At 64.8% G+C, this 21,938-nt stretch carries 24 protein-coding genes and 1 pseudogene; 8 read left to right on the forward strand and 17 right to left on the reverse strand.

Features of this window, described 5'->3' with window-relative positions; all coding sequences use genetic code 11:
- Positions 1-41 precede the first annotated feature (41 nt).
- The 3 genes from QXH22_RS24615 to QXH22_RS24625 all read right to left on the reverse strand — a co-directional run bounded on the left by QXH22_RS24615 (position 42) and on the right by QXH22_RS24625 (position 3,212).
- Positions 42-1,481, reverse strand: coding sequence for a FadD3 family acyl-CoA ligase (locus tag QXH22_RS24615; RefSeq protein WP_306246136.1), 1,440 nt, complete (start codon positions 1,479-1,481; stop codon positions 42-44).
- Positions 1,478-2,668 carry an amidohydrolase family protein gene (locus tag QXH22_RS24620; protein WP_306246138.1) on the reverse strand — a complete coding sequence of 397 codons (1,191 nt, stop codon included), beginning with the start codon at positions 2,666-2,668 and terminating at the stop codon, positions 1,478-1,480. The genes QXH22_RS24615 and QXH22_RS24620 overlap by 4 nt, the downstream gene beginning before the upstream one ends.
- A 106-nt stretch (positions 2,669-2,774) precedes the next feature.
- Complete coding sequence (locus tag QXH22_RS24625; protein WP_306277284.1) at positions 2,775-3,212, reverse strand: lipoprotein LpqH; 438 nt, start codon at positions 3,210-3,212, stop codon at positions 2,775-2,777.
- 113 nt (positions 3,213-3,325) lie between these two features.
- Between QXH22_RS24625 and QXH22_RS24630 the strand changes: the two genes are divergently transcribed.
- Both QXH22_RS24630 and QXH22_RS24635 read left to right on the forward strand, forming a co-directional pair.
- Positions 3,326-4,090 (forward strand): enoyl-CoA hydratase/isomerase family protein, encoded by a 765-nt coding sequence (locus tag QXH22_RS24630; protein WP_306246141.1) that lies wholly within the window; start codon positions 3,326-3,328, stop codon positions 4,088-4,090.
- Positions 4,091-4,188: 98 nt separating this feature from the next.
- Positions 4,189-4,512 (forward strand): hypothetical protein, encoded by a 324-nt coding sequence (locus QXH22_RS24635; protein WP_306246491.1) that lies wholly within the window; start codon positions 4,189-4,191, stop codon positions 4,510-4,512.
- Here the strand turns inward: QXH22_RS24635 and QXH22_RS24640 are convergent.
- A pseudogene (locus QXH22_RS24640) lies at positions 4,428-5,124 on the reverse strand (TetR/AcrR family transcriptional regulator). The gene QXH22_RS24635 and the pseudogene QXH22_RS24640 overlap by 85 nt on opposite strands.
- 204 nt (positions 5,125-5,328) lie before the next feature.
- Between QXH22_RS24640 and QXH22_RS24645 the strand changes: the two are divergent.
- Positions 5,329-6,600, forward strand: a complete 1,272-nt coding sequence (locus QXH22_RS24645; RefSeq protein ID WP_306246145.1) for a cytochrome P450 — start codon at positions 5,329-5,331, stop codon at positions 6,598-6,600.
- 5 nt (positions 6,601-6,605) lie between these two features.
- On the opposite strand, the gene QXH22_RS24650 is transcribed toward QXH22_RS24645, so the two are convergent.
- From QXH22_RS24650 to QXH22_RS24665, 4 genes are read right to left on the reverse strand one after another with little or no spacing between them, the layout of a single operon-like run.
- Complete coding sequence (locus tag QXH22_RS24650; protein ID WP_306246147.1) at positions 6,606-6,890, reverse strand: cytochrome C oxidase subunit IV family protein; 285 nt, start codon at positions 6,888-6,890, stop codon at positions 6,606-6,608.
- Entirely contained in the window at positions 6,891-7,478 is a 588-nt protein-coding gene (locus tag QXH22_RS24655) for a cytochrome c oxidase subunit 3 (protein ID WP_306277285.1), read from the reverse strand.
- Positions 7,475-8,230, reverse strand: a complete 756-nt coding sequence (locus tag QXH22_RS24660; RefSeq protein WP_306277286.1) for a hypothetical protein — start codon at positions 8,228-8,230, stop codon at positions 7,475-7,477. The genes QXH22_RS24655 and QXH22_RS24660 overlap by 4 nt, the downstream gene beginning before the upstream one ends.
- Positions 8,227-9,006, reverse strand: coding sequence for a hypothetical protein (locus QXH22_RS24665; RefSeq protein ID WP_306246153.1), 780 nt, complete (start codon positions 9,004-9,006; stop codon positions 8,227-8,229). The genes QXH22_RS24660 and QXH22_RS24665 overlap by 4 nt, the downstream gene beginning before the upstream one ends.
- Positions 9,007-9,171: 165 nt before the next feature.
- On the opposite strand from QXH22_RS24665, the gene QXH22_RS24670 reads away from it, so the two are divergent.
- Both QXH22_RS24670 and QXH22_RS24675 read left to right on the forward strand, forming a co-directional pair.
- Positions 9,172-9,684 (forward strand): TetR/AcrR family transcriptional regulator, encoded by a 513-nt coding sequence (locus tag QXH22_RS24670; RefSeq protein ID WP_306246494.1) that lies wholly within the window; start codon positions 9,172-9,174, stop codon positions 9,682-9,684.
- Between the two features lie 59 nt (positions 9,685-9,743).
- Entirely contained in the window at positions 9,744-10,031 is a 288-nt protein-coding gene (locus QXH22_RS24675; protein ID WP_371934306.1) for a hypothetical protein, read from the forward strand.
- A gap of 13 nt (positions 10,032-10,044) precedes the next feature.
- On the opposite strand, the gene QXH22_RS24680 is transcribed toward QXH22_RS24675, so the two are convergent.
- A complete protein-coding gene (locus QXH22_RS24680; RefSeq protein ID WP_306277287.1) occupies positions 10,045-10,449 on the reverse strand; it encodes a hypothetical protein in 405 nt (134 codons plus the stop codon).
- Positions 10,450-10,624: 175 nt separating this feature from the next.
- On the opposite strand from QXH22_RS24680, the gene QXH22_RS24685 reads away from it, so the two are divergent.
- The 3 genes from QXH22_RS24685 (at position 10,625) to QXH22_RS24695 (ending at position 12,457) form a co-directional block, all read left to right on the forward strand.
- The gene (locus QXH22_RS24685) at positions 10,625-11,347 is read left to right on the forward strand and encodes a hypothetical protein (protein WP_306246157.1); all 723 of its coding nucleotides are present in this window, start codon (positions 10,625-10,627) and stop codon (positions 11,345-11,347) included.
- A gap of 131 nt (positions 11,348-11,478) precedes the next feature.
- Positions 11,479-11,868: a twin-arginine translocation pathway signal gene (locus QXH22_RS24690; protein WP_306277288.1), complete on the forward strand. Its 390-nt coding sequence runs from the start codon at positions 11,479-11,481 to the stop codon at positions 11,866-11,868.
- Positions 11,869-11,941: 73 nt separating this feature from the next.
- Positions 11,942-12,457, forward strand: coding sequence for a hypothetical protein (locus QXH22_RS24695; RefSeq protein WP_306246498.1), 516 nt, complete (start codon positions 11,942-11,944; stop codon positions 12,455-12,457).
- Between the two features lie 10 nt (positions 12,458-12,467).
- On the opposite strand, the gene QXH22_RS24700 is transcribed toward QXH22_RS24695, so the two are convergent.
- From QXH22_RS24700 to QXH22_RS24735, 8 genes are read right to left on the reverse strand one after another with little or no spacing between them, the layout of a single operon-like run.
- Positions 12,468-14,105 (reverse strand): MCE family protein, encoded by a 1,638-nt coding sequence (locus QXH22_RS24700; RefSeq protein WP_306277289.1) that lies wholly within the window; start codon positions 14,103-14,105, stop codon positions 12,468-12,470.
- Complete coding sequence (locus QXH22_RS24705) at positions 14,105-15,373, reverse strand: MCE family protein (RefSeq protein WP_306246163.1); 1,269 nt, start codon at positions 15,371-15,373, stop codon at positions 14,105-14,107. Before QXH22_RS24705 ends, QXH22_RS24700 begins: the two co-directional genes overlap by 1 nt.
- The gene (locus QXH22_RS24710; protein WP_306277290.1) at positions 15,370-16,779 is read right to left on the reverse strand and encodes an MCE family protein; all 1,410 of its coding nucleotides are present in this window, start codon (positions 16,777-16,779) and stop codon (positions 15,370-15,372) included. The genes QXH22_RS24705 and QXH22_RS24710 overlap by 4 nt, the downstream gene beginning before the upstream one ends.
- The gene (locus tag QXH22_RS24715; RefSeq protein ID WP_306277291.1) at positions 16,776-17,858 is read right to left on the reverse strand and encodes an MCE family protein; all 1,083 of its coding nucleotides are present in this window, start codon (positions 17,856-17,858) and stop codon (positions 16,776-16,778) included. The genes QXH22_RS24710 and QXH22_RS24715 overlap by 4 nt, the downstream gene beginning before the upstream one ends.
- Complete coding sequence (locus tag QXH22_RS24720; protein WP_306246169.1) at positions 17,851-18,882, reverse strand: MCE family protein; 1,032 nt, start codon at positions 18,880-18,882, stop codon at positions 17,851-17,853. Before QXH22_RS24720 ends, QXH22_RS24715 begins: the two co-directional genes overlap by 8 nt.
- On the reverse strand, positions 18,879-20,138 hold the full coding sequence (locus QXH22_RS24725) for an MCE family protein (RefSeq protein WP_306277292.1): 1,260 nt from the start codon (positions 20,136-20,138) through the stop codon (positions 18,879-18,881). The genes QXH22_RS24720 and QXH22_RS24725 overlap by 4 nt, the downstream gene beginning before the upstream one ends.
- 18 nt (positions 20,139-20,156) lie before the next feature.
- On the reverse strand, positions 20,157-21,002 hold the full coding sequence (locus QXH22_RS24730; RefSeq protein WP_306246173.1) for an ABC transporter permease: 846 nt from the start codon (positions 21,000-21,002) through the stop codon (positions 20,157-20,159).
- 43 nt (positions 21,003-21,045) lie between these two features.
- Positions 21,046-21,852, reverse strand: coding sequence for an ABC transporter permease (locus QXH22_RS24735; protein ID WP_306277293.1), 807 nt, complete (start codon positions 21,850-21,852; stop codon positions 21,046-21,048).
- Between the last annotated feature and the right edge of the window lie 86 nt (positions 21,853-21,938).

The raw sequence follows: 21,938 nt of genomic DNA on the forward strand, positions 1-21,938 counted from the left end.
AGGGGAAATAGTGTTCTCAATTCAAACATACGGCCGCTTTCTCACCGCAGGAGGTCCTTGACCACCTTGCCGGTCGCGTTGAGCGGCAACGCCTCCAGGAACTCCACTGCACGCGGGACCTTGAAGCCCGCCATGCGCTCCCGGCACCAGTCGATCAATTCCGTTGCGTCGACTGGACTTTGTCGTACCACGAAGGCCTTGCCGACTTGACCGAGCCGCTCGTCGGGCACACCGATGACTGCGGCTTGCGCCACCGCCGGATGCCCGATCAGAAACCCTTCGATCTCGGCGGGGTAGGCGTTGAATCCTCCGACGATGAACATGTCCTTCTTGCGGCCGACGATGCGCAGTCGCCCGGCTTCGTCGAAGTTCCCCAGGTCTCCGGTATGCAGATAGCCGTGGGCGTCGATCGCCTCCGCGGTCGCGACCGGATCGTCGAGATAGCCCTGCATGACGCCGTAACCGCGGACCAGCACCTCGCCGTCGTCGGCGACGCGAACCTCGACGCCCGCACAGGGCACCCCCGCCGTGGTGGCGACATCCTCGAAGGAGTCGCCGGGCCGCGAGAGCGTGACATTGCCGGCTTCGGTGAGCCCGTAGCCGGTCATCAATGTCTGGAACGGGAGTTCGCCATGGATGCGACGGACCAGTTCGACGGGAATGTCCGCAGCCCCCGTCACCCCGGCACGCAACGTCGACAACCGGGTTTTGTCGCCGACCGTCAACAACGAGTGATAGAGCGTGGGTGGACCGGGCAGCATCGTGACGCGCTCGCGCTCGATGAGATCCACCACCGTGTCGAGGTCGAACGCGGCGACCGGCAGCATGGTCGCGCCGCGCAGAAAAGACGTGACGAGACCGGCTTTCAATCCGAACGTGTGAAAGTAGGGATTGATCTGCAGGTAGCGGTCACCTTCACGCAGGTCCGCCAGGGTCGCCCATTCCTCGTACATCCGCAGCGTCTGACGATGGTTCATCATCGCCCCCTTCGGACGACCGGTCGTCCCCGAGGTGAAGATGATGTCGGAGATGTCACTGCCACTGACCGCGGACTCGAAAGGTGCACCGCTGGAAAGGAAATCGGACTTGAGGTCGATCACCGGCACCCCCGCTGGCGCCCGGTACTCCTGCCCCAGGAACCCCTGCTGAACCAGGACCGCCCGAACCCCGCTGCGGACAATGATGTCGCCGGCCTCGTCGGCCTTGAACCGGGAGTTCACCGGCACCAGCACGCCGCCGGCGGTGAGCAGCCCGAACGCTGCGACGATCCATTCCGCCGAGTTGGGTGCCCAGACGGCCACCCGATCTCCCCTGCCCACCCCGAACTCAGCGAAAGCACCCGCCGCGCAACGTATTCGGTCGACGATCTGGTCGAAGGTGTAGCGCAGCGGGCCGTCCACTACCGCTTCGGCATCCCCGAATCGCTCTGCCGCACTCAAGACCATCTCGGGGATGGTCTGCCAGGGTGACTGGCCCGTCACACCGTGACGAGCCGACCGAGGTTGCCGCCCATGATCTTCGCCTGCGACTCGACGGGCAGATGCGACAGTGCGTTGATGTAGTAGGTCGGCTCCGCCAGGCCCTCCGGGTGCGGCCAGTCCGATCCGTACAGCACCTGGTCCACCCCGACGAGGTTGATCAGATCGTCGATGCCTTCCTCGAAGAACGGGCTGACGTAGATCCGGTTCTTGACGGTCTCGACCGGGTCGCTCGGGAAAGCTTCCGGGGCTTTCCGGAAGACCTCGGCCAGCCCGTCCAGCAGTGGGTTCATCCATTTCGAACCGGCCTCGACGATCGCCACCTTCAGCTTGGGGTGGCGGTAGAGCGCGCCGTGAATCACCCAGGAGCCCACGGCGTCCTGGATCGGCCGCCACTCATTGAGGATGCCCATCGCGTTGGTCTGGAACGGCAGCATCTCCTGGTCGGCGCCGTCCCACTCGGAGGTATACCGGGAGTAGCCGCTGTCGCTCGAGTGCATACCCACCAGCAGGTCGTACTCGACGACCCGCTCCCAGAACGGGTCGAACTCGGGCAGAGCGAACGACCGGGGGCCGCGGAAGCCGGGGACCGGAGCCGGGCGGATCAGGATGCAGCGCGCACCACGCTTGACCACCCACTCCAGCTCCTCGATCGCCTTCTCCACGATCGGCAGGGTGATGACCGGGGTAGTGAAGATGCGGTTCTGGTAGTTGAAGCCCCAGACCTCGTCGAGCCACTGGTTCAATGCGTGGATCAAGACGTGGATGGCGACCGGGTCGTCGCGCAGCCGTTCCTCGATCAGACTGGCCAGCGTCGGGAACATCAGAGTGCGGTCCAGGCCCAGCTCGTCCATCTTCTCCAGGCGCGGGCCCGGTTCGAAGAACGCCGGGATGGCGCGCATCGGCTCGCCGAACAACTCGCGCTTGCTCTTGCCTTCCGGGTTGCCGTACTTGAAGTACTCCTCCCAGGCGCCCGGGCGGGCCACGACCTCGAAGGTCGGGTTGGGAATGTAGTTGCTGATCACGCCGCGCAATGCGATCTTGGTGCGCCCGTTGATCTGCACGTACTGCACGTAGTCCTTGTACTGCTTGGGCAGGAACTTGGTCAGCGCCTCCGGCGGCTCGTACAGGTGGTTATCCGCGTCAAACAGCGGGAACGGGACATCCTCCCGATGCGACAACTGCCCCATGAAATCCTCCTTCGCGATTTATGAGAATACTATTCTCTGATGCTGGCCAGCGCAACGACGGTCGGCGCGAGGCGCCTCCCGGCTGCTCCCGGCTACGGGACAGGTGTCAGCACGTGGCCCTGATCTTGAAATCCACCGTCGCCGCTTCGTTCGGCTTGGCGCTGGTGGCTCCGTTGGCGGTGCCACTGATCACGAAGTTGCCGCCGTCGAAGCGCGTGTCAGCGGCGTCACCACCGCCCGGCGCGGCCGTGGTGGTGCCGGTGAAGCCGCCCAGATTGTGAAAACGCACGGAGATGGTGGTCGCCGGATGGTGCCGCTGATCCAGCACCGCCGTTGCGCCGGACTCGTCGTTACCCAGAGCGATCGTCCGGTACCACTCCTGCTGATAGCAGCGGACCAGATCGGGCCGCACTTCGGTGCCATTGATGTTCACGGTTGCGGTACTGGCGAGCTGGCCCTGGGAGGGCGCGCTGCAGGCACTCGCGCTACCGGCACTGAGGATGGCCGCCGCGAAAACTGCCGGCATCACCGTTCGCTTCTGCACCTGGCACCCCCATAGACGACTTCTGTCAACTTCTGGACCTGCACTGATGATGCTATTCTCCGGGAACGAGAATGCCAATATCGCTGTTCTGGCGGCCCGAGGAGTGATCGCGCATGGTCGAGCTGGAGTTCGACGAGGTCGACACCGGCGTCGCCGTGCTCACCATCGATCGCCCGCACGCCCGTAACGCGATCGCGCTCGAGACCATGGGGCAACTCGAACAAGCACTGCATTCGGCCGCCGGCGCCCGTGCGTTGGTCATCAAGGGCGCGGGCGATCGTGCCTTCGTATCCGGCGGTGATCTCAAGGAACTCAGCGCGCTGCGCACCGAGTCGGACGCCGCGGCGATGGCGAGACGGATGCGGGCGGTGTGCGATCAGATCGCATCATTCCCCGCACCGGTGATCGCCGCGCTCAACGGCCACGCCTTCGGCGGCGGCGCGGAAGTCGCTGTGGCCGCGGATATCCGGGTTGCGGCCGACGACATCAAAATCGCCTTCAATCAGGTGCAGCTGGAAATCATGCCGGCATGGGGCGGTGCCGAACGCCTGGCCGCACTGGTCGGCAGGAGCCGGGCACTGTTGTTGGCCGGCAGCGGAACTGCGCTCGATGCCGCCGATGCCGAACGCATCGGCCTGGTGGACGTGGTGCTGCCGCGGGCGTCCTTCGACTCGCCGGACAAAGGCTGGCGCGCGGTGGCCACCTCATTGGCCCGCCGTCCTGCCGCCGAGATAAAGCGGGTAATCAGCGGAGTTTCCGCTGATGAGGCGATAGCATCGTTTGCACGGTTGTGGGTGGCAGACGCGCACTGGCAAGCCGCAGAGCGGGTCATGAAGCGCACAGCCAATCCGCGCCCGGCCGCCGGAGGAGCGATATGACAATCACCGCAATCCAGAAGCTGGGCGTCACCGCAGCGGTCCTGCTGGCGGCATCAAGGGGCGGCCCCGTGCCGGCAAGCGCCGACGACGACCCGCCGATGCATCAGGTGGTCTACACCATCTCGGCCAAGAACCCGATCTACGCCGACATCTACTACCAGGACCAGGACCCGAGCAAGTATTCCGACTACAGCCACAACCCCTACACGTTCACCCCGAACATTCAGGCCGACATCGCCCCGGGCAGGCCCTGGAGCCAGCAGGTGATGCTGATCAATCCCGACGCGTGGGCGATGGTCAGCGTCAGCACCGGTCGGCAACCCGGCACGCCCGGGTTTCACTGCACCGTCTCGGTGGACGGGAATGTCGTCGTATCCAAGGACGGCGCCAAGGGCGTGCTCTGTTCACTGCGGACCTGGTGAGGCGCTCCGCTCCCCGAACATCTCCGTCATCGGCTCGCCTTCCAACCGGCGCAGGTGACGCTCGACGAACTCCGTGGTTTCGGCGTGACCATCCGACATGCCCAGCGCCTGCTCGAGCACCAGAAACCGCGACAGACTCGTCATGAACACCGTCCACACCATCGGCGGCACATCGTCGGTGTTCACCGCGTAACGCTGCAACGCCGCGGCCACGGCCTGACGCTGTTCGTCGCGGAAACGTTCTGCGTAGTAAGCGATTTCGGCGCGCATGTCCTTGCGGTGATTTGCCAGAGCCATGAATTCCATGGAGATCCGGGCGAACCCGGGGTCGGACCCGAACTTCCACAGCGCCCACAGCGGCTGGGGCGATTGCAGCAGCCGGGCCTGCGCTTGCAGGCCCGCCTCGGCACGGCGGCGGAAAACCGCCAGGAACAGCTCTTCCATGGTGCGGAAGTAGTAGTGCACCAGTTGGGGTTTGAGTCCGGCCTCATTGGCCAGCCGTCGGGAAGTCACTGCGGCGTAGCCCTCTTCGAGCATCAACCGCTCGGCGGCGTCGAGCAGCAACCCCCGATTCTTCGCGTCCGGTGCCCCGATCCTGCGGGCCGATGTCATCGCTGTACTCCGTACTGTGTGCACTCACCTGGCGGTTAGGCCGATCGTAGTCACCGGACCCGGCAGGTCCGGCCGCGCGACCTTGACCCTGACATTACCGCCATGCTAAGCAAGTGCTCAGCAGAGCATCTCATTCGGGCGGCGCCAGCTCTCGTCGCCGACTCAGCATTGGCACCACGTGGGGCCGGCTTCAGGAGGCAGGACATGAGCAACTACGACACCATCGACTTCTTCACCGATCCGTCACTGGTCCCCGATCCGTACCCGTACTTCGATTACCTGCGCAGCCAGAACCCGGTGCTGCGCCTGCCGCACTACGGGGTCGTCGCCGTCACCGGGTACGAAGAGGCCACCGCCGTCTACAAGGACACCGATTCCTTCTCGAATTGCGTTGCGCTGGGCGGCCCGTTCCCCCCACTGCCGTTCACACCCGAGGGCGACGACATCAACGCCCAGATCGACGCACATCGGGAGAGCTTCCCGATGTACGAGCACATGGTCACGATGGACCCGCCCGACCACAGCCGCGCGCGCTCGATCCTGAGCCGGCTGCTGACTCCGAGCCGCCTCAAGCAGAACGAGGAGTTCATGTGGCGCCTGGCCGACCGTCAGCTCGACGAGTTCCTGGTCAACGGCGCCTGCGAGTTCATCGGGGAGTACTCAAAGCCGTTCGCCACCTTGGTGATTGCCGACCTGCTCGGTGTCCCCGAGGAGGACCACAAGGAGTTCCGCGTCGTCCTGGGCGCCGATCGCCCCGGCCGGGTCGGAGCGCTCGACCATGAGTCGGTAGGCGTCAACCCGCTGGAGTTTCTCGACGAGAAGTTCTCCTCCTACATCGAGGACCGGCGTGCGCATCCGCGCGACGACGTGCTGACCGCGCTGGCCACCGCCAAGTACCCGGACGGGTCCACGCCCGAGGTGATCGACGTAGTGCGTTCGGCCACCTTCCTTTTCGCTGCTGGTCAGGAGACCACGGCCAAGCTGCTCAGCGCGGCGCTTCAGGTGATCGGCGATCGGCCGCACATCCAGCAGCAGCTCCGCGACGACCGCAGCCTGATTCCCGGCTTCATCGAGGAGTCGCTGCGGATGGAAAGCCCCGTCAAGAGCGATTCGCGCCTGGCACGCCGCAACACCCGGGTGGGCGGAGTCGACATTCCCGCGGGCACCGTCGTGATGGTGCTGCCGGGCGCGGCCAACCGCGACCCGCGCCGGTTCGACAACCCACACGAGTTTCAGCTCGACCGCAAGAACGTCCGGGAACACATGGCTTTCGCGCGCGGCGTGCACTCCTGCCCGGGTGGCCCGCTGGCCCGAGTGGAGGGCCGGGTGTCAATCGAACGGATCCTGGACCGCATGGCCGACATCGGGATCGACGAGGCCGAGCACGGACCGGCAGACGCTCGTCGTTACACCTACGAGCCGACGTACATCCTGCGCGGCCTCAACCAGCTGCACCTCACGTTCACACCGCAGTAGCCGCGTCAGCGCACCGCCAGGCCGACGAAGTAGCTGCCGAACAGCCCGGCGGCGATCAGCAGCACCCAGGCGTCGGTCAGCCGGGCGAGCAGTGCCGGAGCCTGCCTGACCTCCATGAACTCGCGGAAGATGATGCGCACCTTGATCAGTGCGATGACGATGACGCTCGATGTGACGACCACATTGGATCGCGGCGACCCGTCGGCGGAGTGGTCGATCCACAGATAGCTCGCGGTCAGCAGCGCCAGCACCACCCAGACGATGAGTAATCTCTTGTCGGTCCGCACCATTCACCTCACCACGTACAACAGCGCGAAGATCAGAACCCACAGGAAATCGACTGTGTGCCAATAGGTTGCGCAGGTTTCGATGAGCACCTGGGATTCGGGGGACCCGCGCCTGGAAGCGCCGAGCCGATATCCGATGATGCCGAGTGCGACAAAGCCGATCAGCAGATGCACGAAATGGATTCCGGTGAGGAAGAAGTAGTAGGTGAAGAAGTCGTTGCTGTCCAGACCATTTCCCGTCGCCACCAACCGGGCCCATTCGGACACCTTGAACAGCAGGAAGACTGCCGCGAATACGGGAGTGACGATCAGATCCCGAAGTGCCACGCGGTGCGCTCCGGAGCGGGAGGACTGCACGCAACGCGCGACCGACCAGGAACTCAACAGCAGGACCAGGGTGTTGAGCACACCGACGCGCAGATCCAGCTGCGCCTGAGAGTGCACGAACAGCTCGGGGCTGCGGGCCCGGTAGAACAGGTAGAAGCCGAAATACGCGGTGAACACCAAGGTCTCGAACAGCACGAAAACCCACATGTCCGGCTGGCCCGGAACGGATTTCGGCCGAACGGCCTTCTCGGTGTGATCGGTCATGACGCGATAGCTCGTTTCCGGGGCAGTTCCGGCAGTGGCCCGGTGCCGAAGTCTTCCCGCCGGATCAGCTGATAGAGCATGACGATGAACGTCACCTGGTAGACCCCGAACACGACCATGTCCAGCCACCAGGCGATCTGGCCGTTCCAGGCCAGCACACCGCGTCCGAAAATCCAGCAGGGCGCTACGACCACCTCGGTGAGCGCATTGCACAGGTTGAGGTAACCGAACCACTTCGGGAACACGCGGTTCTTGTCGATCAGAATCGCGACCATCCAGATCAGCGAGCCGATCAGGAACACTCCCATGGTTCCGTCGAACGACAGGAAGGCGAAGTCATAGAGCCAGCCGAGCGCCGTGGGGTCTCGGTGTGGCCGCAGCGTCCCGACGATCAGCGCGATGCAGAGCAGCAGCAGACCGGGAACCGCACTGAGCGAATAGATGATCAGGTAGGAGTATCCGAAGATGCGACTGACCGACATGCGGCGCATCGAATAGGCGATGAGTGCGTTGTTGACCGCGGTCATCCCGGTGATGGCGAAAATGATGCCGAAGCCGATGGGAATCCCGAGGCGGCGTTCGTGGAACCAGTGCACCTGCGTCGCGAGGTCCCAGGTGGGCTGTGGCGGGGGCTGCACCTGTGCCACGACGAAAAACACGGGGAAGAAGATGTTGTAGAACACCACCAGTGTCCACCACGCCAGCCACAACTCGCGCTTCGAGTTGTGCCGCAGGTTCGCCAGCACGCTCACGGGCCGCGCAGTTCTGCTGGGCGCGTGAGAGTCTCGGCCCGCTCCCGGTAAACCGCCCGGCCCAGGGCGACGCCCATCACCACGATCCAGACGCCGATGGCGATGTTCTTCACCCAGAACGACAACAGTCCGTCCCACGCCAGCGGGCCGGACAGGGACACGCCGGCGAAGGCTGCCGGCACCAGGGCCGCGGCGACGAGCAGATTGAAACCGGCCACCCAGCGACCGAATACCGGTTGCGGTTGATCGTCGAAATAGATTGCGACAGCGAGGATCACGCTCTGTCCGATCAGGAAGGGAACCAGGACGGTGAAGGTCATCCACGCGAAGTCGTTGAGCAACTGCGTCAGTTCCGGACTTCGCTCCGGGCGGAACGCGGCCAGCAGCCAGCAGACGTTCGCGACGAGGAACAACGTCGGAGCACCGGCCACGCAACCGAGCATCGCGTAGGAGAAGATCGGCGTGCGATGCGCCATCCGCCGGATCTGCATCACGATCAGCGTCAGAACCGGGACGAGACAGACACCGAACCAGTTGAAGAGGATCATGCTGTAACGGATTTCGGGCAGGTGCGCTGGATCGCGGTAGAACGCGGCAACCTGCTCCGCCGTCATGGCCGGCGACATCGGCGGGTTGAAGCCGGGAAACAGCAGGAAGGCGGCGACCCAGATCACCACGGTGACCGGCAACGTCCACAACAGAATCAACTCGCCATCGGTACGCCGCAACCACACTCGCGGCGGTCGGGGATCATGGGTCGTGCCGATGCCCGTCATCACTGAATCCTTCCCGCGCACCCGTGCGTCTCGGCCCAGGTCCCGAAGCTAGCCGATCGGCTAGCTTCGGGTCAATAGCCGATCGGCTACGCTGCGCGTGTGGCCGAAGCGACACCCCGGAGCCGTTTCCGGTTCATCACGCACAGCGCCGCCCAGACGCGCATCCTGGATGCCGCGCTGCAACTGATTGCCGAGCACGGTGTCGGCGGGACCTCACTGCAGATGATCGCCGACGCGATCGGGGTGACGAAAGCCGCTGTCTACCACCAGTTTCGCACCAAAGAGCAGATCGTTATCGCGCTCACCGAGCGGGAATTGGGCGGCCTGGAGGAAGCGCTGGAGGCAGCGGAAGCACACGACCAGCGGTCCGAGGCTCGCGACGTACTGCTGGCGCGGGTCATCGATGTCGCCGTTCAACGGCGAGGTGCGGCGAGCACCCTGCAGTTCGACCCCGTCGTCGTGCGACTGCTCGCCCAGCACGAGCCTTTTCAGCACTTCATTCAGCGACTTTTCGGAGTACTGGTCGACGACAGTGCCGAAGACGCGCGGGTTTCGGCGGCGATGCTGTCCGGGGCCATCGCCGTCGGTGTCATGCATCCACTCGTGGCCGGCATCGACGACGAGTCACTGCGCGGCCAGTTGTTGCGCATCACCCGGCGACTCTTCGATGCGGATTGATCTGAAATGATTCTCGCCGTTCCATTTTCATAATCGGCCCGCTCGGATACCGTTTTCCTATGGATAGTGTCAGACGTCTCGCGGCCGTGGCGATCATGGTCACCAGCGGCTTCGGACTGGCAAGCACGGCCACGGCCGCGGCTGACGACGACCTTCCCTGGCCGTGGGTGGGATACCACTGGTGCCCCGGTCAGCCCTTCAACGCGGGAGCCTGGGGACCGCAGTTCGACCCGACCACCTGCCACGACGCGCACCACCGCGACATGGACGGCACGATCCACAACCGGGATTACTTCGGCCCCAGTCCCTTCCAGGATTGGCCGGAGATTCCCAACAATCGGCCGTGAATCGGTCCCGGGCCTAGGTGTCGCCGCGCTCCCAGACCTTCTTGCCGTCATGGGCGGTGCACACCAGGAAGAGGCCGTCGGGAGCCTGGGCAACGTAGTACTCGGGATAGTCGACACACGAGGAGTTTTCGATCTTCACGCCGGCCATCGGCGGCGAACGGAACCAGCGGGGCTCATACCGCCTCGGCGAGCCGCAGAACATGAGCCGGCCCGGCTCGGTAGCGAAGGACACGTAGTAGTCAGCGGTGCCGAACACGTAGTAGGTGGTGTTGTCACACGGCGCACCCAGCACGACGTGCCCGGTGATACCGGGCGTGCAGTCCGGGTAATCGCAGATCGCCGGGTCGGCGGCCGCCTGCGGCGCCGCCACCCCACCGAGGCCGAGCAATGCGGCGATCGCTGCCACAATGAATCGCACCTGCTTAATTTGCCACAGCTGGAAAGAAAATTCATTATGTTGGCGACAGATGGTAAGAAAATTCTCTCATTCGGAGAGGGAGCTCAGAGCCCAGGCATCGATCCGATCGACACGGGCGTCAACGCGTGTCGGTGATAATGTGCTCTCTCATAGTTGCGGGGCGAGGAGGTGATTCATGCCGCCACGCGAAACTCCGGCTGAAGCGCTCGAGGCCGACGCCGTGCCGGACCAAGCGGACGCCCCAGCGGCCACTCCGGACGATCTCGCCGAAGTGGAAGCTCGCGCCGAGGCCGCCCGTGCCCGCGCGCGCGAACTGCGCCGGCAGGCGGAGGCGGCTTCTTCGTCCGACGGCGGTGAATCGTCCGATGATGCGGTGGCGGCACCCCCGCACCGATTCCGGCTCCGTTTGCATCGCCCGAGCCGAAAGGCTCTGGTCGCCCTGGTCGCGCTGGTGGTTTCCGGTGCCGCGCTCACCGGCAGCGGCTATTTGATGTGGCACCACCGGCAAGTCGTGCAGCAAACCCAACGTTCGGCGGAATTCGCCGCCGCTGCCCGCCAGGCCGTGATGCTGATGATGTCGATCGACCCGAATAAAGCCAGAGAAGACATGCAACGCTTCGCCGACGAAACGACCGGTCAATTCAAGGCCGGCGTTTTGATGGGCGCCGAAGATATGGTCCGGGCGTTGGAACAGTCCAAGGTCGCCGCCAAAGCCGCAGTGCAAGCCGTCGGGGTGCAATCGATGACCGAGGATTCCGCGGTGGTCCTGGTGGCGGCGAAGTCGGAGATCATCAAGGCCGACCAGCCGAAGCCGGAGACGCGGACGTGGCGCCTGGTCGTCGACGTCCTGCGGGAGGGTGGCCAGCTCAAAATCTCCAAGATCGAGTTCGTCCCGTGACAGGCGCTGGGACCGATCGGCCCTGGCTGCGTCGCGGCCTGTCCCGGTGGCGGGCAATCGTGCTGACGATTGTGGTTGTCGGGACGACCGGGTTCGCGGCCGGTTACTTCTACTTCGTCTACCGGCCGGACATGCAGACCGATCGCGCGGTCACCCGCGAGGTGGTCAAGGCCGCCAGCGACGGCGCCGTGGCGCTGCTGTCCTACTCGCCCGACACCCTCGGTCGCGATATGGACAACGCCAAATCCAGGATCACCGAGAATTACCTGCGCTATTACCAGCAGTTCGCCGATCAGATCGTCGGCCCGTCGACGCAGCGCGCGCAAGTCACCACCAGCGCCACCGTCGTCAAGGCCGCGGTCGCCGAACTGAATCCGAATTCGGCCGTCGTCCTGGTTTTCGTAAAACAAAAGACGGCGAGCAAAGAAAAGCCGGAACCGGTGGTGACATCAAGCAGCCTTCGGGTAACGTTGAAAAAGGTCAACAGTTCGTGGCTTATTGAGAAATTCGAGAGCATGTGAGCCCGCGTCCTCTTTCGCTGTGAACTTTTGACTGGGAATTTCCGGAATGCGACGCGTCGAGGAGCAGCAGGTGATGCGTTCAGTAGGTGCGACGGTCGGTGCGGCGCTCGCGGTCGGTGGGTTCACCGTCATGCTTCACACGGCTCCGACAGCCTCGGCCTACAACCCGGCCGTCAACGGCAGATTCACCGCGACGCTGATCGGCGACTGGGCCCGGACCAGAACCGTGTACCACGACGAAGCGGTGGTGCAGAGCACGTGGACGATCAGCTCTTCCTGTTCGACCGCTCAGGATTGCACGGGTCAGGTGGTCAGCGATCAGGGCTGGACCGCACCGATGACCATGCACGACGGGATGACCTGGTACGTCAAGCGAGACGTCCCGAACTGGGAGACATGCGACGACGGAACCACATTCACCGGCCACGAAGTCTTCTACTTCTATCCCGCCAACCCGGAAACCGGTGAAAATGTCCTCGGCTCAGCCGTTCTGGCCGGACGGGAACACATAGCGGGCGCCAGTGGAGCCTGCGGGACCAACGCGCCGCTCTACATTGAGCAGCCATTCCGGCTGGATCGGATCGGCTGACCCGACCGCCTCAGATGGCGAACATGTCCTTCCACGTCTTAGGCGCTTTGGGAGCAACCAGATCCGTCTGACGGAAAACCTGTCCATCCGGAGTCATATAACTCCCGGTCTCCGGGCTGTACTGAGCGAAAGCCACCGAGGGCCCGGTGGGTAATCCGTTGCGGCCGAACGCACTCGGAGCCGCTGACGGTGCTGCGCTGGGCGCCGCGGCCGCCGGTGGCGGAGCGGCGCCGCCCGCCGTGTCAAGCGGCGCGATGGACGCGACCTGACCCATCGGTGCCTGCGGGGTGACTCCGGGCGCCACCGGCGCTCCCGCCGGAGGTGGCACCACGCCGGGCGGCAGCGGCGTTCCGTCCACCGGCCCGAAGATCCGTTCCCGGTTCCAGTTGACCCGGTCGTCCGGCGGGATGCCCTGCGCGAGCAGGTTCGGGTCCAGCGGGTAGGTGCCGAAGGCGTGCTGCCGCATCGCCAGCGGCATGAAAGGCTTGTCGCTGTCGCAGATTTCGACGGTCGGCGCCCGCTTTCCGGGGTGCCCCATGCAGGGGTAGTTGCGCGCACCACGCACTCCGATCGGGGAGTCCTGCGGGAGCTTGCAGTACAGGCCGTCGGGCGTGTCGATGGTGGTGGTGTCGGCCGGCGAACGCCATTGACTCGGCGGCAGGAAGCCGACCGTACAGGCGGGCGGGTCGCTGATGATGAGATTGAAAGCGCCCGTGGCTAATCCGGTCGGACTCTTGGTGCCGAGGAATGACTGGATCGCGGCGGTGAAGGGCGGCAACAACACCAGCACCTGCTCGAGTGACGCATGGTAGGTCACACCGATCTGCCCGATGGTGGTGAGGTTGGCCAACAGCACCGGCAGCGTCGGCTTGATCTGATCCAGCAGGCGTGAGGCCTCGTTGAGTGCTTCGGGGCCGTTCTCGAGCAGCGTCCGCACCTGCGGATCGTTGGTCGCCAGTTGTCCGGTGAATCCGGCCAGGCTGTGAGCCCACCGCCGGATCGAGCCGGCAGTCTGCGCCTGGCTGTCCAACAGCGGCCCGGTGTCCTCGGTCAGGCTGCGCGCCCGGTCGGCGACACCGTTGAGGTCACCGGAGATCTGTGCCGAGGAATCGAAGAGCGAGCCGAAATCGTAACTGGCGCCGTTGAATGCCTTGAACGACTCGTCGAGCAGCTGGGTGAGCTTGCCTTGCGGGATGCTGTTGAGCAGGGCGCTGGTCTGGTCCAGCACGGGACCGATCGGTTGCGGGGTCTTGGTGTCCTTGGCGGAAATCACCGAACCGTCGTGCAGGTAGGGTCCCGAGTCGGTTCGTGGCCGCAGGTCCACGTACTGCTCGCCCACCGCGGAGATGCTGCGCACCTCGGCATCCAGATCCGCCGGGATCTTCGGCGAAGTGTCAAGCCTCATCGTGGCTTTCGCTCCGCGAGGGGTCAGGTCGACGCCGGTGACCTTTCCGATCTGCACGCCGCGGTACGTGACATTGCTGAAGCGGTAGAGGTTTCCGGTCTCACGCAGTTCCAGGGTGACGGTCATCTTGCCGATACCGAGGAGCGTCGGCGCCTGGACGTAGTAGATGACCATCACGAACAGACCGATGACTCCGACGATCGCGAAGATCGCCAACTGGATACGGATGAAGCGGGTCAGCATCAGCCATTCCCCTCCGCCGGTGCGACAGCGGGCGGCAACCCGTTGGGCAGCGTCGCACTCTGGTCGGTGGCCGGCGCCGACGCAGGTGGCGGTCCCGGCGCGGCCGCGGGCGGCGGACCGGGTGCCGCCGCGGGCGGCGGACCGGGCAGGTAGGAACCCGGGGCCCCCGGCGCGCCGAACCGGAACTGCAGGTACTCCGGATCGCCGGGGGCGGGCACACCTTCGGCGCCCATCCGTTCCCAGTGGGTGCCGCGCAGGATGCTCTTGCGCAGACCGGAATTCGTCAGGTCGATGATGAAGTAGCCGTTGACGTAGTCGCCGCGGACATAGCGGTCGATGAAGCCCTGAGTGAACGGGAAGGTCGGCGCATACGCAAGGGCCGCATCGAGATCCGGGCCCACATCGGCCAGCGCGCTGATCGTCGGTTCGAGATTCTTCAGGTTGTTCACCAGGTCGTCGCCCGCGTCGTTGACCAGCCGGGTTGCCGTGTTGCTGAACGTACCAAGTTTGTTGAGCGCGGTGGTGATGCGCGGCCGTTCCCGGTTCAGCACGTCGAGTGCCGGCGGAATCTTGTTCAGCGCCTGGGTAATCACATCGCGCTGCCCGGCCAGCGTTCCTGAAAGCCGGTTCAGCGCCTGGACCGACGCGACGATGTTGTCACGTTGGGCATCGAAGGTTCCGACGAAGCGGTCGAGCCGATTCAGCAGATCACGGACGTCACCGGCGCGCCCGGACAGGGCGGCGTTGAAGTTGTTGATGATGTCCCCGATCTGTCCCAGCCCCCCGGCATTGAGAACCACTGACAGCGAGGACAGCGTCTGCTCGGTCGACGGATACGTCGAGGACCGGTTGAGCGGGATGGTGGCGCCCGGTTGCAGCCGCCCGGTCGGCTTCTGATCCAGCGGCGTATTCAGTTGCAGGTGCATCGATCCGAGCAAGCTGGTCTGACCGACACTGGCGACCGCATTGGCCGGAATGACCACGCCGGGCTGCACGGAAACCTCGACGTCGGCGTGCCAACCGCGCACCGTCAGCTTCCGGATGCTGCCGACGATGACATCGTTGATCATCACCGGCGAATTCGCTTCCAGCGTGCCCACGTTGGCTATCTCGACGTGGTAGGTGCTGGATCCGGGCCCTCGTCCCACGGCACCCGGTAGCGGCAGCGAGTTCAGTCCGCTGAATGCGCACCCGGTCGAGGTGAGCATGACGCACAGGCCGGCGCCCAGGATCATCCGAATGCGCCGCAGGGCGCCGGGCGTCCTCATGATTGCGGCCTCTCGGCGGGCAGCAGCAGTTCCGGCACGCTCTGCGGCGCGGGCGCCGGTTCGGGCGGCACGCTCGGCGGCGGCGGCTCGGGCATGGCGGCTCCCGGTATCCGTGCGGGGGGCCCGGGTGGTGGCGGCGCCTCCGGGGTGTCACCCGGCAAGCCGGTGTAGGCCGACACCGCGGGCGGCAGCTCCGGCGCCGTCGGCTTGGGCCCCTCGCCGCCCGGTGCCAGGCGTTGTTCGGTGTAGACGACGTTCTTCGGGTCGAACGCCGGCGCCAGGATCGGGTTCACCGGAATCGGAAGGTAGTTGAAGTTGAAGTAGGTCAGCGGGTTGAACACCTTCAGCGCGGGACTGAGATACAACCCGCACAGCTTCCCGGTCTCGACCGACGTCACGTTCTCCAACGCGCCGATCTGCGAGCAGAAGGCGTTTGTGGGGTTACTGAGGTTCTGCACGCCGACGCCGCCGCGGACGTTGCCGACATCGGGGTCATAGTCGTTGTAGGCGTTGGCAATCGCGTTGGGCGCGACGTGCAGCACGTTCTGCAGGGCCATCTTGTTGTCGACGAGGATCTGGGTGAGGTCGGCCAACCGGGTGATCTGCTCGGCGGTCTGGTCCCGGCTGCCCGCGATGAACCGCTGCACCTCCCCGACCGCACTCGACAAATCCGTCAGCGCCGCATCGAGGTTGGCCTTGTTGTCGTCGAGCACGCTGGTGAGGGTGGCCAGCCGATCGTTGAACTGCACCAGCTGGACGTTGCTGTCCCGCAGGGCACCGACGAAGGTCTGCAGGTTCTTGATGATGTCGACGAGGTTGCCGCTGCCGTTGGCGAAAATCCTTCCCACCGCCGACAGTTGGGCCAGCGTCTGGCGCAGCTTGTCGCCGTTGCCGCCCAGGGCGTTGGCCGCGGCGTCGATGAACCGCGCCACCGATGGCGTCGACACCCTGCTGTTGGGCCCGAAATCGGTTGCCAATCGCGTCAATTGGTCTTTGATCTCGTCCCATTCGACGGGAGTCGCCGTCCGGTTGACCGGTATCACCGCGCCGTCGGCCATGGTGGGACCGGCGGAGCGGTAGGCGGGGGTGAGTTGGACATACCGCGCCGCCACCAGGTTCTGGGCGACGATGACCGCTTTCGCGTCCGCCGGGATGGAGATGCCGTGATCGACGTGCATGACTATCTTGGCCTGGGTTCCGGCCGGCTTAATCGACTCGATGGTGCCGACTTTCAGTCCCGACACCCGCACATCGTCACCGGGGTAGATGGCGGTGGCGGTGTGGAAGTAGGCGATGATCGTGGTGGGCCGGAAGAACGTGTTGCGGATCGCGACGCCCGCGCCGACGACGAGCAGCAATGCCAGCACGATCGCCAGTACGAGCTTGACACCCCTGCGCCGCATCATCGCGACCCTCCCGGGTTCTGGTTGAACGGGAACGGCAACAGAGCCCGTGGGCCGGCGTTGTCCGGCGGTTGTCCCGGCGCCCCGTAGGCGCGGAAGCCGAAGGCGTAGTCGAACAACCACTGGAAGAACTGCATCGTGAAGATGTTGGGAATGAACGGGTTGTAGTAGAACCCGCTGGACACCGTCTCGCCCTGGGTCAGCTCGAATTTGGCCAATCCCGGTATGGCTTTACCGAGGTTGTCGCGGTTGTCCTCCAGCATCGCGGTGACGGAGTTCAGTTTGGTCAGCGTCGGCGCCAGCTTCGCCTCGTTGTCGTGCACCAGCCCGGAAAGCTGTTTGGCCACCGCGGAGGTGCTGGCGAGCAACCGCACGATCGCCTGCCTGCGCTCCACCAACATGGACAGCAGGTCGTCGGCGTTGAGGATCAGCGTGTTCAGCTGGTTGCTGCGCTCGGACAGAATGTGTGTGACATCGGCTGCGCCCTTGAGTAACTCACTGAGGGTCTGATTGCGGTTGTTAAGCGTCGACGACAACCGGGTCACCCCGTCGAACGTCGGGCCTAGTTGCGGCGCAATCTGATTCAGCGTGTTCGACAGCGTGTCCAGGGACTGGTTGAGGGTGTCGGTGTTGGTTCCGGCGATGTCTGTGGCCAGGTCGCCGACGGCCTCGGACAACGAGTAGGGCGAGGAGGTACGCGACAGCGGGATGACCGCCATCGGACGCATGTTGCCGCTGCCGGTGGACTCGACGGTGAGCACGCGCTGGCCCAGCAGCGAACCGGTGCGGATGTGGGCGGTGCTGGCCGACCCGAGTTGCACGGCGCCCTTGACGGTGAAGGTCACCAGCACGTCGCCGTTCTGCAGCGACATTCCCGACACGCTGCCGACTTTGATCCCGGACACCGTCACGTCATTGCCGGTCACCAGCCCGCCGGCGTCGGCGAACACCGCCTGGTAGCGCACCGTGGTGGCCCGCTGCAGCAACTGGTCCGGTGACAGACCGACGGCGATGACCAGAATGATCAACACGACGCCGATGAATCCGGCTCGAATGAGGCGCGCTCCGCGGTACTTAAGCATCGGGTTCCGCACACCTCCCGGTGACCTGGTGGGTGACGCCCACCTCTACCGTTCGGTACTGCAGGTCGGAGACCCGCAGCGCGAGGCCGCACAGGTAGTAGGGGAACCAGGCGCCGTACGCGCCGAGCCTGGTCAGCTTGCGGTAGTTGTTCGGCAGCTTCTTCAGTGAGATGTCGATCAGGTTCTTGTCCTTGTCCAGCAAGGGAGCAAGCCGGTTGAGTTGGTCGATCGTGCCCGACAGCGGCGGACGGGCACGGGTGAGCAGATCCGCGATCGAGGCGGTTCCGTTGTCCAGAGCGGTGATTGCGGTGCCGATGGTGTCGCGGTCGGAGGACAGTCCGCTGATCAGACGCTCCAGCCGGTCGATCGCACCGGAGAACTTGGTGCCCTCCGCATTCACGGTGCCGACCACGGTGTTGAGGTTGTCGATCAAGGCCTGCACCGTTTCGCTGTTGTCGGCCAACGTATTCGAGAACGACGAGGTCTTGGACAACAGCGACTGCAGGGTGCCCCCCTCGCCCTGGAACACCTCGATCAGTGACGCGCTCAGCGCATTGACGTCTTCGGCCTTGAGGCCCTTGGTAACCGGCTTCAGCCCGCCCAGCAGCAGGTCGAGGTCGAGAGCCGGTGCGGTGCGGTCGATCGGAATCTCCGACCCTCCCGGCAGCGGCCTGGTGTTGCCCGGTCCGTCCATCAACTCGAGATAGCGGTCACCGACCAGGTTCAGATAGCGGATCACCGCGCGGGTGCCGCCGGTGAGCACCACATCGCGGTTGGCGTCGAATTTCACCAGGACCTTTTTGTCGGCCCGCAATTCGACGCTGTTCACCGTGCCCACCCGCACGCCTGCGACCCGCACCGTCTGCCCCTCTTTGAGACGCGACACGTCGGTGAAGAGCGCGGAATACTCAGTGGTGGAGCCGGTTTGGTACTGGCCGAAGATAAAGAACAGAGAAATGGTCAGCAGCACCATGACCAGCGCGAAGGCGCCGAACTTGATGATCATCCCGCGTGAGTTGCTCATCCGGGTTGTCCAATTTGCATCGTGTTGCGCGGTGGCCCGTCGATCGGCCCGTACAGCAGTTGCTTGAGCGCATCGGAGTTCAGCAGCAACTGCGGGTTGCCGTACTCCATCGGGTTGGCGCCCACGTCGGCCACCACGAACGGCGGCGCAACGTCGTAGGGCACTACCGGCAGTGTCTGACACTGGGGACCGCCGGTTGCCGCCACCTTGGGCAGGTTGCTCGGATAGCGATAGCGTTCGGCACCGAAACCGAGGTACACCAACACCTTGATCATCGGCTCGGGCAGGTTGGGCGCGTGCAGGTTCACCAGCGAGCCCGACAGTCCGCACCACAGCGCCTGGTGGTACTCGTTGGTCAGGTTGGTGGTCGGCAGCAGCAGGTGCAGGTCGTCGGTCAGGGCTTGCCGATTCCCGCCGATCACTTCATTTCCGATGTCGGCCAGGCCGATTGAGCTGATCAGGAAGGCGTCCAGGTTCTGCTGCTCTTCGACGACAGACTTGCTGATCCTGATCGCATTCTCGGCCGACCCGATCAGGTCGGGTGCGGCGTCGGCGTAGGCGTTGCTCACCACGGGCAGGACGGAGAGGTCGTGGTTCAGTGCGGGCAGCGCCGGATCCTGCTTGGCCAGAAACGCGTCGAGGTCGGACAGTGCCTGCCCGATCTTGTGGCCGCGGCCGTTCATCGCCGAAGCGATGGCGCCGAGCGTTTCGTTGAGCTTCGCGGGATCGATGTTCGACAACAGGTTGGTGAGCTGTTGGAAGACGGTGTTGACCTCGACGGTGACAAACTTGCCCTCGAGCACCTGATGCGGTTGCAGGCTCTGCTGCGAGGGTTGGTCGGGCGGTATCAGCTCGACGAACTTGGCGCCGAAGACCGTCGTGGAGGCGATGTCGACAAGCACATTGCGGGGAATGAGCCGCATTGCCGACGGCTGCATCGCCAGGTGCAGAACCGCCTGACCGTTGGGGCGTTCCTCGATGGACTCGACCTTGCCGACCATGACCCCGCGCATCTTCACTTTGGCCTCGGGGTTCATCACCAGGCCGGCGCGCGGCGAAACGACGGTGACGGGCACGCTTTCGGTGAAGTCCCCCTGGAACAACCCGATTGACACGGCGACGATCGCGAGAATCACGAGGACGGTGGCAAGGCCCATCAGCGGGCGCACATAGCCGCGCGGCTTGGGCCGCCCGGAATGGTGCGACCGACCCTTGGGACTCGGGCCGTGGCGGCCCGCCGGCACGTTAGCTGTCACTGACTCTGCGCACCTCCCCTAGCCCGACAGGTTGAAGTTGCCGTTGGAACCGTAGATGGACAGCGAGATCAGCAGGGTCACCGAGACCACCACGATCAGCGAGGTCCGCACCGCGTTACCGGTGGCGACACCGACACCGGCCGGCCCGCCCGACGCGAAAAAGCCGTAGTACGTGTGGATCAGCAGAATGGTGATCGCCATCAGCACGGCCTGCAGGAAGGACCACAGCAAGTCGATCGGGTTGAGAAAGGTCGTGAAGTAGTGCTGGTACAGACCACCCGACTGGCCGAACAGGATCACCGTGGTGAACTGACTGGCCAGGAACGACAGGCTCACCGCGATGCTGTAGAGGGGAGTGATCGCCAGCATCCCTGCCACGATCCGGGTACTGACCAGATACGAAACCGGCCGGATCGCCATGGATTCCAGCGCGTCGATCTCTTCGTTGATCCGCATGGCGCCCAGTTGCGCCGTCACCCCGGCACCGAACGTGGCCGCCAATCCGATACCGGCGACGATCGGCGCGGCGATCCGAACGTTGATGAAGGCGGCCAGGAATCCGGTCAGGGCCTCGATACCGATGTTGCCCAGCGAGCTGTACCCCTGGACCGCCAGGGTACCGCCGGCGGCCAGGGTCAGGAAGCCCACGATCACCAGCGTCCCGCCGATCATCGCCAAAGTGCCCGCGCCCATGCTGATTTCGGCGATCAGCCGGATGATCTCGCGACCGTAGCGGGTGACGGCGAACGGGATACCGCCGATTGCCTTGCCGTAGAACAGGGTGTGATCGCCGATTCGGCCCAGGCTGCCGACCGGTCTCTGGAATTGCCGCGTCAGACGCGGGTAGACGGCTCTCAGCGCCACAGTCTGTGCCTACACCTCCCTCGCCCCATCGACTTTGCGGTATCTACTTCGCCGACATTCGGATGCCGATGGCGGTGACCACCACGTTGACCACGAAGAGCGACATGAACGCGTACACCACCGTCTCGTTGACGGCGTTGCCGACCGCCTTGGCGCCGCCGCCGGTGATCGTCAGGCCGCGGTAGCAGGCCACCAGGCCGGCGATCAGCCCGAAAAGCGCTGCCTTGACGCAGGAAATGATCACCTCAGGCACGCCGGTCAACAGGGTGATGCCGGCGGCGAATGCGCCGGGGTTCACGTCCTGGACGAACACCGAGAAGATGTAGCCGCCCAGGATCCCGATGATGACCACCAGGCTGTTCAACAGCAATGCCACCAGGCCGGAGGCCAGCATGCGGGGCGTCACCAACCGCTGAATCGGGTTGATGCCCAGGACCTCCATCGCGTCGATCTCCTCGCGGATCGTGCGCGAGCCCAGGTCGGCGCACATCGCCGTGGCCCCGGCGCCGGCCACGATGAGCACCGTCACCAGTGGCCCGACCTGAGTGACCGCACCGAATGCCGCACCCGCACCCGAGAGGTCGGCGGCGCCCAGCTCCCGCAGCAGGATGTTCAGGGTGAAGCTGACCAGGACGGTGAACGGGATGGCTACCAACAACGTTGGCGCGAGAGCGACGCGGGCAACGAACCACGACTGCTCCAGGAACTCACGCCACTGGACCGGTCGCCGGAACGCGAATTTGATGGCGTCGGCCGACATCGCGAACAGCGCGCCGACGGCCTCCATGGGTTTGGAACCACGACCCAGCACGATGCCCGGGGTCCAGCGCTCCGCTCCCTTAGTCGCCATAGGACTGAGATCCTCTCCGGATCGTGTTGTGCGCAAAGGAAATCCGGATGGCAATCGCCATTATCAACGCTGGCTGCGCCGTTCCG

It is taken from the genome of Mycobacterium sp. TY814 (genome assembly GCF_030755175.1).
Lineage (GTDB): Bacteria > Actinomycetota > Actinomycetes > Mycobacteriales > Mycobacteriaceae > Mycobacterium.

Coding starts and splice junctions, on each gene's coding strand:
- QXH22_RS24620 (WP_306246138.1), bottom strand. CDS start 2,668: ATGGGGCAGTTGTCGCATCGGGAGGATGTCCCGTTCCCGCTGTTTGAC.
- QXH22_RS24630 (WP_306246141.1), top strand. CDS start 3,326: ATGGTCGAGCTGGAGTTCGACGAGGTCGACACCGGCGTCGCCGTGCTC.
- QXH22_RS24635 (WP_306246491.1), top strand. CDS start 4,189: ATGCATCAGGTGGTCTACACCATCTCGGCCAAGAACCCGATCTACGCC.
- QXH22_RS24645 (WP_306246145.1), top strand. CDS start 5,329: ATGAGCAACTACGACACCATCGACTTCTTCACCGATCCGTCACTGGTC.
- QXH22_RS24650 (WP_306246147.1), bottom strand. CDS start 6,890: ATGGTGCGGACCGACAAGAGATTACTCATCGTCTGGGTGGTGCTGGCG.
- QXH22_RS24655 (WP_306277285.1), bottom strand. CDS start 7,478: ATGACCGATCACACCGAGAAGGCCGTTCGGCCGAAATCCGTTCCGGGC.
- QXH22_RS24665 (WP_306246153.1), bottom strand. CDS start 9,006: ATGACGGGCATCGGCACGACCCATGATCCCCGACCGCCGCGAGTGTGG.
- QXH22_RS24675 (WP_371934306.1), top strand. CDS start 9,744: ATGGATAGTGTCAGACGTCTCGCGGCCGTGGCGATCATGGTCACCAGC.
- QXH22_RS24685 (WP_306246157.1), top strand. CDS start 10,625: ATGCCGCCACGCGAAACTCCGGCTGAAGCGCTCGAGGCCGACGCCGTG.
- QXH22_RS24690 (WP_306277288.1), top strand. CDS start 11,479: ATGCAGACCGATCGCGCGGTCACCCGCGAGGTGGTCAAGGCCGCCAGC.
- QXH22_RS24695 (WP_306246498.1), top strand. CDS start 11,942: ATGCGTTCAGTAGGTGCGACGGTCGGTGCGGCGCTCGCGGTCGGTGGG.
- QXH22_RS24700 (WP_306277289.1), bottom strand. CDS start 14,105: ATGCTGACCCGCTTCATCCGTATCCAGTTGGCGATCTTCGCGATCGTC.
- QXH22_RS24705 (WP_306246163.1), bottom strand. CDS start 15,373: ATGAGGACGCCCGGCGCCCTGCGGCGCATTCGGATGATCCTGGGCGCC.
- QXH22_RS24710 (WP_306277290.1), bottom strand. CDS start 16,779: ATGATGCGGCGCAGGGGTGTCAAGCTCGTACTGGCGATCGTGCTGGCA.
- QXH22_RS24715 (WP_306277291.1), bottom strand. CDS start 17,858: ATGCTTAAGTACCGCGGAGCGCGCCTCATTCGAGCCGGATTCATCGGC.
- QXH22_RS24720 (WP_306246169.1), bottom strand. CDS start 18,882: ATGAGCAACTCACGCGGGATGATCATCAAGTTCGGCGCCTTCGCGCTG.
- QXH22_RS24735 (WP_306277293.1), bottom strand. CDS start 21,852: ATGGCGACTAAGGGAGCGGAGCGCTGGACCCCGGGCATCGTGCTGGGT.